Annotated in this window: 12 protein-coding genes; 10 read left to right on the top strand and 2 right to left on the bottom strand. The window is 27.4% G+C overall.

The window, feature by feature from the left end; genetic code table 11:
- Nucleotides 1-89 precede the first annotated feature (89 nt).
- The 4 genes from KYD98_RS14310 (at nt 90) to KYD98_RS14325 (ending at nt 4,491) form a co-directional block, all read left to right on the top strand.
- Nucleotides 90-992, top strand: a complete 903-nt coding sequence (locus tag KYD98_RS14310; RefSeq protein WP_219780725.1) for a chemotaxis protein — start codon at nt 90-92, stop codon at nt 990-992.
- Nucleotides 993-1,134: 142 nt separating this feature from the next.
- Nucleotides 1,135-1,662: a DUF5662 family protein gene (locus KYD98_RS14315; protein ID WP_219780726.1), complete on the top strand. Its 528-nt coding sequence runs from the start codon at nt 1,135-1,137 to the stop codon at nt 1,660-1,662.
- A gap of 97 nt (nt 1,663-1,759) precedes the next feature.
- Nucleotides 1,760-2,662 (top strand): 3'-5' exoribonuclease YhaM family protein, encoded by a 903-nt coding sequence (locus tag KYD98_RS14320; RefSeq protein WP_219780727.1) that lies wholly within the window; start codon nt 1,760-1,762, stop codon nt 2,660-2,662.
- 128 nt (nt 2,663-2,790) lie between these two features.
- The gene (locus tag KYD98_RS14325) at nt 2,791-4,491 is read left to right on the top strand and encodes a methyl-accepting chemotaxis protein (RefSeq protein ID WP_219780728.1); all 1,701 of its coding nucleotides are present in this window, start codon (nt 2,791-2,793) and stop codon (nt 4,489-4,491) included.
- 134 nt (nt 4,492-4,625) lie between these two features.
- Here the strand turns inward: KYD98_RS14325 and KYD98_RS14330 are convergent, their stop codons facing one another.
- Together KYD98_RS14330 and KYD98_RS14335 are read right to left on the bottom strand one after the other, a co-directional pair.
- Entirely contained in the window at nt 4,626-5,732 is a 1,107-nt protein-coding gene (locus tag KYD98_RS14330) for a heparan-alpha-glucosaminide N-acetyltransferase domain-containing protein (protein WP_219780729.1), read from the bottom strand.
- A 314-nt stretch (nt 5,733-6,046) separates the two neighbouring features.
- The gene (locus KYD98_RS14335) at nt 6,047-6,781 is read right to left on the bottom strand and encodes a GntR family transcriptional regulator (RefSeq protein WP_219780730.1); all 735 of its coding nucleotides are present in this window, start codon (nt 6,779-6,781) and stop codon (nt 6,047-6,049) included.
- 702 nt (nt 6,782-7,483) lie between these two features.
- On the opposite strand from KYD98_RS14335, the gene udp reads away from it, so the two are divergent.
- From udp to deoD, 6 genes are all read left to right on the top strand, one after another.
- A complete protein-coding gene (udp, locus tag KYD98_RS14340; protein ID WP_219780731.1) occupies nt 7,484-8,272 on the top strand; it encodes a uridine phosphorylase in 789 nt (262 codons plus the stop codon).
- A 193-nt stretch (nt 8,273-8,465) separates the two neighbouring features.
- The gene (locus KYD98_RS14345; RefSeq protein ID WP_219780732.1) at nt 8,466-9,668 is read left to right on the top strand and encodes a NupC/NupG family nucleoside CNT transporter; all 1,203 of its coding nucleotides are present in this window, start codon (nt 8,466-8,468) and stop codon (nt 9,666-9,668) included.
- A gap of 221 nt (nt 9,669-9,889) precedes the next feature.
- Nucleotides 9,890-11,080 carry a phosphopentomutase gene (locus KYD98_RS14350; protein ID WP_219780733.1) on the top strand — a complete coding sequence of 397 codons (1,191 nt, stop codon included), beginning with the start codon at nt 9,890-9,892 and terminating at the stop codon, nt 11,078-11,080.
- A gap of 121 nt (nt 11,081-11,201) precedes the next feature.
- Nucleotides 11,202-12,017: a transketolase gene (locus tag KYD98_RS14355; RefSeq protein ID WP_219780734.1), complete on the top strand. Its 816-nt coding sequence runs from the start codon at nt 11,202-11,204 to the stop codon at nt 12,015-12,017.
- 14 nt (nt 12,018-12,031) lie between these two features.
- Nucleotides 12,032-12,958: a transketolase family protein gene (locus KYD98_RS14360; protein ID WP_219780735.1), complete on the top strand. Its 927-nt coding sequence runs from the start codon at nt 12,032-12,034 to the stop codon at nt 12,956-12,958.
- A 138-nt stretch (nt 12,959-13,096) separates the two neighbouring features.
- Nucleotides 13,097-13,804 carry a purine-nucleoside phosphorylase gene (deoD, locus tag KYD98_RS14365; protein ID WP_219780736.1) on the top strand — a complete coding sequence of 236 codons (708 nt, stop codon included), beginning with the start codon at nt 13,097-13,099 and terminating at the stop codon, nt 13,802-13,804.
- The last annotated feature ends 108 nt before the right edge of the window (nt 13,805-13,912 follow it).

Below are 13,912 nucleotides of genomic sequence, written 5' to 3' on the forward strand. Positions count from 1 at the left end.
TTTTTTAAAATAATAACGATAATTAAAGAAATGGAGTTATTTTACTAAAATTAAATTAAGTATATAAATTTAGATGAGGAGTAGGTTATATGAAGACTAACATATTATTAGAATCAGGTACTGGGGAATTAGAGATAATTGATTTTGTTGTAAACAATACTCATTATGCTATTAATGTAGTAAAAGTTAAGGAGATAATAAAAACTCCATCTAGTGGCATAACGAAATTGCCAGATCCTAAGCCGGAAATAGCAGGACTTATATTATGTAGAGATGAAATTATTACATTAATTGATTTGAAATATACTTTAACAAGACAAAAAACGGAAAACATAGGGTCTAAGGTTATTATATGTGAATTTAACAAAATTAAAGTTGCATTTAGTATTGATGATGTAATAGGAGTTCGTCGTATTAAATGGGATCAAATAAAAAAACCAGATGATTTGTCGGAAAATTCATTAGCAGTTGGAAATATACTTTTAAATGATAAGGTAATAATTATGCTTGATTTTGAAAAGATAGTTACAGATCTTTCACCAAGTACTGGAATAAGTGAAGATAGACTCGTAAAAGTAGATTATAAAGACAGATCAGATATTAAATTAATTTTAGCAGATGATTCAGCTTTAATTAGAAAACTTTTAAAAGAAACTCTTACAAAAGCAGGTTTTAAAAATTTAAATGTTTTTGATGATGGTAAACAAGCTTTAGATTTTCTTGAGGGGTTAGTAGACAAGAAAGGTGAAAATTTTAATGAAGATGTACAATTGCTTATTACAGACATTGAAATGCCACAACTGGATGGATTAACTCTTACAAGAAAAATAAAAGAAAATGAAATTTTAAAGAAGTTACCAGTAATAATATTTTCATCACTAATCACAGACGACTTAAAGCATAAAGGAAGATCTGTTAAAGCAGATGCACAATTAAGCAAACCAGAAATAGAAGAATTAGTTGAAACTATAGATAAGTTATTAAATAGGTAGTATATCTATATATAGATGGGTTAAAACAGGAAGCATAATACTAATGCGGTATTATGCTTCTTGTTTTTTTATTATAAATAATGGTATTATGAGTAATGACTGAAATAAATTAAAAGTATATTATTTGGATAGAGGGGGACATATGAATATATTAAATCATTTCAAAACAATAACAAATCATAAGTTGCTTGTTATGAAATATTGCTTTAAAGTAGGCTTATATAAACAAGGACTTTTACATGACTTTTCTAAATATTCATGGGTAGAATTTTCAGCAGGAATTAAATATTACAGAGGAGATGTTAGTCCAAATGGTATACAAAAAATAAAAGAAGGGTATTCATCAGCGTGGCTTCATCATAAAGGAAGAAATAAACATCATTTTGAGTATTGGATAGATTACGGCGTAGATTCTAGAGAAGGATTAATTGGAATGAATATGCCTGTAAGATATGTTATAGAAATGTTTATAGATAGAATGTGTGCTTCAATGAATTATCAAAAGGAGAAATATACAGATAAGAGTGCATTAGAGTATTATGAACTTGGAAAAGAACATTATATTTTACATAAAGATACACGAGAAATGTTAGAATTTTTACTTAATAAATTAGCTAATGAAGGGGAAGAGGTAACTTTAAATTACATTAAAAATAACATTTTAAATTAAATAAATTTTAATCTTTACTAAACTATATTTAAATAACTATAAAAATAATTTTTACATATAATAAAATTTATAAAATAAAATTAAATTGGAGGATTCTATGAATACAAAAGAAACATTTTTATGTGATATAAAATCAGGAAGTGATATAAAAACATCATTAATGGTAATGAGAATAATATTTAAGGATGCTAATAAAGTTGTATGTATATTAGCAGATAAAAGTGGTGAAGCAAAAGCTAATGTTTTAAGTAAAAAAGGAGATATTACAGAAGGTAGAGTAATAGCTGTGGAAGGGACTAAAGATATTAATTTAGATATTAAGAAATATGAATTTATTTCAGAATATGATATTTCTGATTATCTTCCAACTGTAAATAGACCTATTGAAGAAATAATGGATGAAATTGAAGAATATACAAATAAGTATATAATTTCACGAGAAGGAAGAGCTTTAAATGATTATTTTTTTAAGAATGAAGAATTTTTAAAAAAATTTAAAAAAGGAATAGGTGGTGTTTCTATGCATCACAATTATTTGGGTGGACTTGCAGAACATACTTTAAATGTCATGCATTTAACAGCTATTCTTTGTGAAAGATATGGTTGTAGAAGAACTGAAACTGCAATGCTTGCAGCAAAGCTTCATGATATCGGAAAAATTCATGAATTATCATATGAAGGACCTTTTAAATATACACTTAGGGGTGAATTAGAGGGACATATTGTTATAGGTGTAGAAATGATAGACAGAGCTATTAATCAAAATATATCTTTATATTCAGAGGATTTTGTTATGAGAATAAAAGGATGTATTGTTCAACACCATGGTAAGCTTGAATATGGTTCTCCAAGGGAAATGAAAATGGAAGAAGCATTTATACTTAATTATGCAGATTCAATAGATGCAACTATGAATAAAATTTCCCAGTTAAAAGATAAAACTGAACCAGGAAATTGGTCAGAATATGACAGGAGAATTGAAACTAAATTATATTTATAGTAATTTTAGACAAAAAAGTATCTATTTATTATAACAAAGATAGATACTTTTGTTATAATATATTAAGTATTTTAAAAAAAATACGATAATACATTGGGGGAATAATAAACAAGGGAGGAAGAATTTATATGAACAAAATTCTATCAAAATTTAAAATGAGACAAGTAATTGTCATGCTTTGTATACTTTCGTGCATATTCACATTAGCTATAGGAGTCGGTGGAAGTATACTTATTCGTAAAATAAATGAAAATGTTGAGTGGATCTATGGTTATTATGAATGGACTGATAACCTTCAACAGATTGATACAAATATGTCAGATATGAAAGCTAATAGATTAAGTGCTCAAGATTCTTTTGATTCAAAGTATATTGATGCAATAAAAGAAAATAATGATATAATAATGAAAAACTATAATGAGTATACAGCTACTGATAACCAAACAGAAGAAGAAGATAATGCTATTAAGAAAATTCATGAATCTTATGAAGAATACTATAAGTTAACTAATGAGGCTCTTAATTTATATAAAAATGGACAAACAATAGATCAATCCTCAAAACAAAGGTTAGCACAATTAGAAAAAACAATAGATGAAAATGTAGAATGGTTAAAAAGTTACATAAAAGAATGGGCAGTGAATGATAAAACATCATGCGATAGTTTATATAAATACGCTATGATAACATATTTAGCAGCTATAGTTATATGTATAGTTGTTTTTAGCTTTATTGCATTAAAAATTGTAGAAATGTTTAAAAAAGAAGTAAAAGAAATAAATGGTGCATTAGAAGAAGTTGCTTCAGGAAACTTAAGTATTAAAGCTGAGATTAATGGAGAAAATGAATTTGATCAAATGAAAAACTATATAAATAGAACAATAGAAAGTTTTAATAATATAGTTAGTGGATTAAAAGAAAAGAGTACTGATATTGATACAAAATCAGAAAATTTAAAAGGAGTTTCAAATGCATTAACATGTTCTATGAATAGTATTTCTGAAGCAATAGGTAATGTTGCAACAGGAGCAGAAGAACAAGCAGGAGATATGGTTGAAATTACATCGATATTAAATAATTTTTCAAATAATATTGATAATTTTATTAATAATTTACAATACTTAAATAAAAGTTCTAATGAGATTACAGAAAGAGCTAATTTAAGCAGTATAAAGATGGACGAGTTAGCAGAAACATTTAAATATATACAACAATCAATAAAGTCGTTTGTAGTTAAAATTTCTAATTTGAGTCTTACAATAAATGAAGTAAGTAATATAACAAGTTTAATAAATGGTATAGCTGAACAAACTAATTTATTAGCATTAAATGCAGCTATTGAATCAGCAAGAGTAGGAGAAGCAGGAAAAGGATTTGCAGTTGTTGCAGATGAAATAAGAAAGTTAGCAGAACAAAGTAGAGAATCATCTAATAATATTACTAATTTAATAAATGGTGTTTCAGAAGATACAAAAGCTATTGTAGATGATAGTAGTATAATAAACGGCAAATTAACAGAATCTTCTTTAGTAATAACAGATTCTTTATCTTCATTTAAAAACATTATTGTATCTATTGATGAAATAGTTCCAAGAATAAACGATTTAAATGTTGCATCACAAGATATTAATAAAGAAAAGAATACAATATTTGAAAAAATAGAAAAATCCACATCTATTGCACAAGAAATGTCAGCTGCATCAGAGGAAGTAGTGGCTTCTTTAAGTGAAATGAATGAAGGTTGTGAGGGAGTATCTATAACAGCTAATAATCTTAATGATCTTACTAATACATTTGAAAATGAAATTCAATTATTTAAACTTAAATAGAGCATATAAATTAATTTAATTAAAAAACCTTCAGATAAAAATTATCTGAAGGTTTTTTTAGACATCAGAAATGATTTGCATATAAGTTTTTTATATTTACAATATCAGTATTTTTTAAATATAGAACATATTTTTTAATATGCTGCGCTAGGATTAGTTTTTATAGCAGATTTTTTTTTGATTTTTGAAAGTTTTGTACATATAATATCTGTTATTATAAATATTACAATAAATAACCCCAAGATCTTAATAGGCATATATGATTCTAGTTCGAATAATAACATTGAATATCCTAGAAGTATCCAGTGGACACAGTACATCTTAGTGATGTTTTTACTCCATCTAGCAAAATGTATATATATTTTTTCAGGTATGTAATTTGTAATAAAATAAATTATACTAATCCAAAATACCGAAAATGTACCTAATATAATATTTCCCATAATATCATGGTGATAATATGTTTCTTGATATAATTCATCTCCAAATGCACCAAATTCTACACCGTTTATGTAAGCATATATAACTAAGGGTACTAATGCTACTAATGATATGATAAAACACTTTTTATAAAAAAGTTGTTTATTTTTACACCTTATAAGTAATTTACCAAAAAAATATCCAAAGATAGGGAAAGCTATCCAAGATAAAAATGGAAACCATGAATAATCATTTGTTCCCCATAGTACTCCAAAAATTCTATCAGTAACTATCATTCCTGTAGAGTTATCCCTAAGGAAAAGATTTAGTGTTTCAAAAATACACCATGTAATTGCTATATGTGAATCCTTAAATTTTAATTTTTTAACAATACCAAAAAATAAAAAAGTTAATCCGGCAAATGGTAAAATATCTATCCCGAATAAAGAAGAAATTGCTTCTTCCTTATAGCTTGGATCAGAATCAAGAATAGATAGAAGATTAAAAGGTATAAAATCTCTAAAAAAGTTTAAAGCATATGCTAATAAAAATATTAGAATACCTCTTTTTATTAAGTATTTTGGATTACTACGTTTTGAATAGACAATACCTAGTCCTAGTAAAAACATAAAGATTGGTGCAGCAGGAGGGCTACCAATGAATTCAATAATTTTGCTATACATAGAAGTTTCAAGACTTGGATGAACATAAACTTCATTAATATGAACTAATATCATAAATAAAATAGCTAAACCTTTTGCAATATCAAGTTCTTTCTGACGTCCCGAATTTATTTTTTCTTTTGTAAATAATTCAGTCATAACAACACCTCGTAAAATAAAAATTTTTTATATTATAATAAAATATCATAATATAAACTTACAAAATATAGTATATCATAAAAATAAAATATATATAAGTTCCAATAAAGTTTGCTTATTAATATAAATCTTAGAATACTTATAAATCCTATGGTTCAACAGTAGAGTAAGGAGTTTATATAGAAAAATTAGAAGATATATTAAAAAAAATCCGAATTTTATAATAAAGTTTGAATAAATAATTATATTTTAATATACATAAAGCCTTAATCTTAGATAAAATTATGTTTAACTAAAATTAAGGCTTTATTTTATTATTTTACAGGACAAAGCTTAATGGAACTTGATTTAATAGGTAAATAGTGTTTATTTGATACAATAGGAAAATTATCATCTTTACATATAGTTTCTTGAATTAAATGAAATTTATCTTCAGATGAAATTTGATGTTTTTTTGCTGCAAAATTTCCAGAAGTTGAATATTTTATTTCAGTTAATACATTGTTAGCTAATTCATAAATATCATTTTCTAAAAATTTAAGAACTTCATCTTTATTATTTAAATTTATATTAAATTTTGATATGGTTTCAATTGGTATTAAGGTAAAGGTATAGGCTACAGTATTTTCTTTGGTTTTGTACCATCTATCAATTAATACAACAGCAGCAGTTTTTTTTATTAAAATTTGGTTAAAATAATCTGTTGAAGGTTCTATACGAAGTGCAAATTCAACATCATCAATAACATCATCTATGCATTTATAAACAGGATGACCTATTTTCTCTAAACCATCTAATTTGTTAGTTTTAGATTTTACTATAAAGTTACCTTTTCCTCGAATGTTTTTAACTAAACCATCATCTTGTAATAAAGCAAGAGCTTGTCTTAAAGTTGTTCGACTCACCCCTATAAATTTGGCTAATTCGGGTTCGGTTGGTAATCTGCTTCCTTCAGCAAAGGTTCCTTCATTTATCATTTTAAAGAGTTTATTGTATACAGTAACGTATCTTAACTCTTTTGGTTTCTGAATTAAATTAATGTCATTCATAAAATATCACCTTTCTATAGAATTTACTATTTTAGTTTATAATTTTAAATTGAAGAATAATTAAATAATATAAATGCAAAAATATATTTATAACTTTAAATTAAGTTGTTTATAAATATAGAAATTGTTATCTTTCAACATATTTAAAGAGTATTTAACGGAGGTTAAAAGATAAATTTTAATATTTTAATAGATTATATGTATTAAATATATTAGGCAGATGAATTTGTTACTTTTTTATTATGCCTTGGTTCTATTATAAAACGATTTCTATATAATTATAATACTAGTATAAACAAGTTTTAGACAAGTATACAAGTTAAAAATAATATTAATATCTATATCTTATTATTATAACCGCATTTGTGTAATATGGCTAATTAAATAATTAAATGATATGTATAAATGTTTAATAGCGTATTAATGATTAGTCTAATTCTACTAAAATCAAAGGAGTAGAGCTGTTTAAATAACAGGTATAAAAGAATGTTATAGGTGGAATAAATTTCATGAAAACGCTTGACATACAAAGAATATACATGCTATTATTTAAATATAGACAAGAATACAACATAGTATACAACTTGAAGTTCATGTTTGCTATATGTTTTTTAAAAGGTCTTTGTAACCGTATTCTTATTATGATTTATACAGAAGTATTAAACTAAAATAAATGTACATAATAAAATTGGAGGGATTAATATGAATTATTCACAAGGTTCAGGAAAACAATATCATATAGATGTAGCAGAAGGAGAAGTTGGTAAATATGTAATATTACCAGGAGATCCTAAAAGATGTAAGAAGATTGCAGCTTATTTTGATAATGCTGAATTAGTTGCTGATAAAAGAGAGTATGTTACTTATACAGGATATTTGGATGGAGTTAAGGTAAGCGTTACTTCAACAGGAATTGGTGGTCCATCAGCTGCTATAGCATTGGAAGAATTGGTAAAATGTGGAGCAGATACGTTTGTTAGAGTAGGTACATGTGGCGGAATGGACATTAATGTTAAAGGTGGAGACATGGTTATAGCTACTGGAGCAATTAGAATGGAAGGAACTAGTAAGGAATATGCACCAATAGAGTTCCCAGCTGTTGCTAATATTGATGTGGTAAATTCGCTAGTACAAGCTTCTAAAACATTGAAAGAAGAATACCATGTTGGTGTTGTACAATGTAAAGATTCATTTTATGGCCAACATTCACCAGAAACAAAACCTGTCAGCTATGAATTGATGGATAAATGGAATGCATGGTTAAGATGTGGATGTCTTGCATCAGAAATGGAATCAGCTGCGTTATTTATAGTATCAAGTTATTTAAAAGTACGTGTGGGTTCAGTATTTTTAGCAATAGCTAACCAAGAACGTGAAAAATCTGGTTTAGAAAATAAACAAGTTCATGATACAGATGCAGCAATAAAGGTTGCAATAGAAGGAATTAGAAATTTAATAAAAGCTGATAAAGAAAAAGAAGAAAATAAATAGTTATTGAAATGAAGAAAATTTCATAATTGATGTCTTAATTAATGAGTATGATATTTTAGAGGGTTATTAAAATATAATATGTTTAAATTATTAGATATTAATTGTGAAATTTTCTTCTATAAAAACAATGTTTAAAAGGTATGAGATTTTATGAAGATAAATTTATACTATTATAAAAGACAGGAGAAGAGGCATGAGTATAATTATAAATTTAGTAGGAATAATCTTAGTAATAGGGTTAATGTATTTTTTATCTTCAGACAGAAAAAGTATTCCATATAAAACTGTAATAAAAGCAATTGGTATACAATTTGTAGTTGCATTTTTATTGGTAAAGTTTCCATTAGGAAGAACAGTAGTTTTAAAAGCTTCTGATATAGTTACTCAGGTACTTGATTATGGTAAAGAAGGTATAGGATTTTTATTTGGAAGTATTGGAAATTCATCAGCGCCAACAGGAATGATATTTGCAATCCAAGTATTGGGAAATATTGTTTTTATTTCAGCGTTGGTTGCTGCATTATATTATTTAGGGATCTTAGGATTTATAGTAAAAATAATAGGAAAAGCAATTGGAAAAATTTTAGGTACAACTCAAGTAGAAAGTTTTGTAGCTGTTGCTAATATGTTTTTGGGACAAACAGAAAGTCCAATATTAGTAAGCAAATATTTAAACAGAATGACTGACAGTGAAATCATAGTTGTATTAGTATCAGGAATGGGAAGTATGTCTGCTACTATAATAGGTGGATATACAGGACTTGGAATTCCAATGGAATATTTATTAATAGCAAGTGCTATGGTACCAATGGGAAGTATTGCAATATCAAAATTATTATTACCTGAAAAAGAGGAGACAAAATTAATTGAAAATGTAAGCATGGATAATAAAGGGAATAATGAAAACCTTATCTCTGCTATTTCAGAAGGTGCTATGAATGGTTTCCAAACAGCAGTAGCAATAGGTACTTCATTACTTGCAATTATATCTTTAGTAGCATTAGTTAATGGTATTCTTGGCATGTTTGGAATAACTCTACAACAAATCTTTTCTTATGTATTTGCTCCAATTGGATTTTTTATGGGTTTACAAGGTTCAGAAATACTTACAGCTGGTCAATTATTAGGAAGTAAGTTAGTTTTAAATGAGTTTGTTGCGTTTCAAGATTTGGGACAAATAATTACGAATTTAAATCATAGAACAGCTTTAGTACTTACTATATCACTTTGTGGATTTGCTAATATTTCTAGTATGGGAGTTTGTATTTCTGGTATTGCAGCATTATGTCCAGAAAAAAGAAATACTCTTGCTAGATTAGCTTTTAAAGCTATGATAGGTGGATTTGCTGTTAGTGTTTTAAGTGCAATGATTGTAGGATTTATTACTTTAATATAGGTTGTCTTAAAAAATAATAGACCAATATAATTGTCTATTTGATCTATTATTTTATATGATTAAGTTATAAATAAAGGGAATAAATATTATTTAAGATTAATATAAACATAAAATTTAGAGGATTTAATACATAAAATTAAATCTATAATAAAAAAATAAATAAAATATAATCAAGTTAACTTTATATAGATAAAGTTAATGTAAGAAAGGAATAAATAAGTATGAAGAAGTATAATAGAATTTTTACAATTGTAATAGACTCACTTGGTGTAGGAGCTATGCCAGACTCAGAAAAATATGGAGATAAAGATGTAGATACTCTTGGGCATATAGCAGAATCAGTAGAAAGTTTTAAAATTCCTAATCTACAAAAATTGGGGATTGCAAATCTACATCCAATAAAAAATGTAGAGAGTGTTGAAAAACCTTTAGCACATTACATGAAAATGGGTGAAGCAAGTGTTGGAAAAGATACAATGACTGGTCATTGGGAAATGATGGGATTAAGAATTGATACTCCTTTTAAAACATTCACAGATACAGGTTTTCCACAAGAATTATTAGATGAATTAATAAAAAGAACGGGTCATAATATAGTTGGAAATAAAAGTGCTAGTGGTACTGAAATATTAGATGAACTTGGTGAACACCAAATGGAAACAGGGGATATGATAGTTTATACTTCGGCTGATTCTGTTTTACAAATTTGTGGACATGAAGAAACTTTTGGTTTAGATGAACTTTATCGTTGTTGTGAAATTGCAAGAGAAATTACACTTAAAGATGAATGGAAAGTTGGAAGAATAATTGCAAGACCATATCTAGGAGAGAAAAAAGGGGAATTTAAGCGTACAAGTAATAGACATGATTATGCATTAAAACCATATGGAAAAACTGTTCTTAATACATTAAAAGATAATGGATTTGATGTAATATCAGTTGGAAAAATAAATGATATATTCGATGGGGAAGGGGTTACAGAATCTAATAAATCAAAGAGTTCTGTTCATGGAATGGAGCAAACATTAGAAATAATGGATAAAGATTTTAAAGGATTATGTTTTGTTAATTTAGTTGATTTCGATGCTTTATGGGGTCATAGAAGAAATCCAGTTGGTTATGCTGAAGAATTAGAAAAATTTGATGTTAACTTAGGAAAGGTATTAGATAAGTTAAAAGAAGATGATTTATTAATAATAACAGCAGATCATGGAAATGATCCAACATATAGTGGTACTGATCATACTCGTGAATATGTTCCATTTTTAGCTTATTCGCCATCTATGAAAGAACATGGAGTAATGGAAACTGCTAAAAGCTTTGCTACTATTGGTGCAACAATAGCTGATAACTTTGAATTAAATATGCCTGAAAATACAATTGGAGAATCAGTATTAGAAAAACTTATTTAATTATATTAACAATAAATTTAATATTTTATTTACTGTTAAATTATTATTGAAGCCTATTTAAAATGGGCTTCAATAATAATCCTATAGTACAAATTGAAAAGATTGGTTGGTGAATATATAAATGAATAAAGAAAATTTAGTTTCTACATTAAAAGAAGTTAAAAAAGATATTATAGAAATGATCTATGAAGCAAAATCAGGACATCCCGGTGGATCATTATCTTGTTCAGAAATAATAACATATTTATATAATGAAAAGATGAACGTTGATGTAAAAAATCCAAAAGATGCAAATAGAGACAGATTTGTGTTAAGTAAAGGTCATGCAGCTCCAGCTCTTTATGCTGTATTAGCTGAAAAAGGATATTTCTCTAAAGAAGAATTAAAAAGTTTAAGAAAAACAGGGGCACTTCTTCAAGGACATCCAGATTCTAAACATGTTCCAGGAGTTGACGTTTCAACAGGTTCATTAGGTCAAGGAATATCAAATTCAGTTGGAATGGCACTAGGACTTAAAACACAAAAAAATGATGCTAAAGTTTATGTACTTTTAGGAGATGGAGAATTACAAGAAGGATTAGTTTGGGAAGCTTCAATGGCAGCAGCTCATTATAAATTAAATAATTTAGTTGCTATAATTGACAACAATGGTCTTCAAATTGATGGGAAGAATGAAGATGTAATGGGGATTACTCCTTTAGATAAGAAATTTGAAAGCTTTGGATGGAATGTTGTTCTTTGTGAAGATGGTAATGATTTTGACAAGATTAATGAAGCATTCTTAAAGGTTGATGAATGTAAAGATAAGCCAAGTGTAATAGTTGCTAAAACTGTAAAAGGTAAAGGTGTTAGCTTTATGGAAAATCAAGCAGGATGGCATGGTCAAGCACCTAATGAAGAGCAGAAAAATAAAGCATTAAGTGAACTTGGAAGATAGGAGGAATTTTTAAGATGGGTAAGGCAACAAGAGAATCATATGGAATGGCATTAGTTGAACTTGGACATGAAAATGAAAAGGTAGTAGTTTTAGATGCAGACCTTTCAAAATCAACAAAGACTAATGGATTTAAAGAAGAATTTAAAGATAGATTTTTTAATGCAGGAATAGCAGAACAAAACTTAATGGGAATGGCTGCTGGATTTGCTAATGTAGGAAATATACCTTTTGCAAGTACATTTGCTGTTTTTGCTACTGGAAGAGCTTTTGAAGTAATAAGAAATTCAATTTGTTACCCAAAAGTTAATGTGAAGATAGCTGCAACTCATGCGGGAATTACAGTTGGAGAAGATGGTGGATCACATCAATCAGTTGAAGATATAGCACTTATGACTTCACTTCCAAATATGACAGTAATAGTACCAGCAGATCATAGAGAAGCAATGGCTGCAACAAAGGCAGCAGCCGTATTTGAAGGCCCTGTTTACTTAAGATTTGGAAGATGTAATACAGAAGATATATTTGGTGATGATTACAAATTTGAAATTGGAAAAGGTACTGAGTTAAGAGAAGGAAATGATGTTGCTATTATTGCTACAGGAATGATGGTTCAAAAAGCCATTGAAGCTTCAAAAGAATTAGAAGCACAAGGAATTAAAGCAAGAGTAATAAATATTTCAACTATAAAACCAATAGATAGAGAGATAATTTTAAAAGCTGCTAAGGAAACTAAAGGAATAGTTACTGCAGAAGAACATTCAGTTATAGGTGGACTTGGAGCTATGGTATCTCAAGTTATATGTGGTGAATGTCCTACATTAATTAAGATGGTTGGAATTAAAGATACGTTTGGTGAATCTGGAACTCCAGATGAACTTATGGAAAAATACAATTTAACTAGTAAAGCAATTATAGAAGAAGTTAAGTCAATATTAAAGTAATTTTAATTAAGAATGTAAAAAGAGTTATTATTATAGTATGAAAAATCTAAAAGGCAAATTTTAATGTTATTTTATAGTTATACAATAATATAAATATTAAGTTAAATATAATTAAAACGAGATAAGTGGAGGTATAAAATGAGTATTCATATTAATGCACCAGAAGGTGCTATAGCAGAAAGTGTATTATTACCAGGAGATCCTTTAAGAGCCAAATTTATAGCTGAAACATTTTTAGAAGATGTAGTTTGCTATAATGAAGTTAGAGGAATGTATGGATTTACAGGAACATATAAGGGAAAAAGAATTTCAGTTCAAGGAACAGGAATGGGTATACCATCAATGTCCATATATGCTACGGAATTAATTGAAAGTTATGGTGTTAAAAATCTTATAAGAGTTGGAACTTGTGGTGGATATCATGAAAGAGTTAAAATAAGAGATCTTATAATAGCAATGTCAACTTGTACAGATTCAAATCTTAATTTAGTAAGATTCCAAGGAAGAACATTTGCACCAACAGCAAGTTTTGATTTATTAAAACCAGCTTATGATATAGCAGTAGCAAAAGGATTTGAACCTAAAGTAGGAAGTGTATATAGTTCAGATATATTCTATGGTGATGATGATGAAGATTGGAAGAAATGGGCTAACTTTGGTTGCCTAGGAGTAGAAATGGAATCAGCAGCATTATACACAATTGCAGCTAAATATGGAGTTAATGCATTAACATTACTTACAGTAAGTGATCATTTTATAACAAAAGAAGTTACAAGTGCAGAAGAAAGACAAACAACATTTAAAGCAATGATGGAAGTTGCACTTGATACAATAGCTAGCTTATAATATAGAAATTTAAAATTTACAATATTTAAAGAGGACTATTAAAAAATAGTCCTCTTTAAATATATAGAGCAGTTATAAAAACTCAGAACACTGAAAGGATGATAAAAT

Source organism: Clostridium weizhouense, assembly GCF_019431045.1.
GTDB lineage: Bacteria > Bacillota > Clostridia > Clostridiales > Clostridiaceae > Clostridium > Clostridium weizhouense.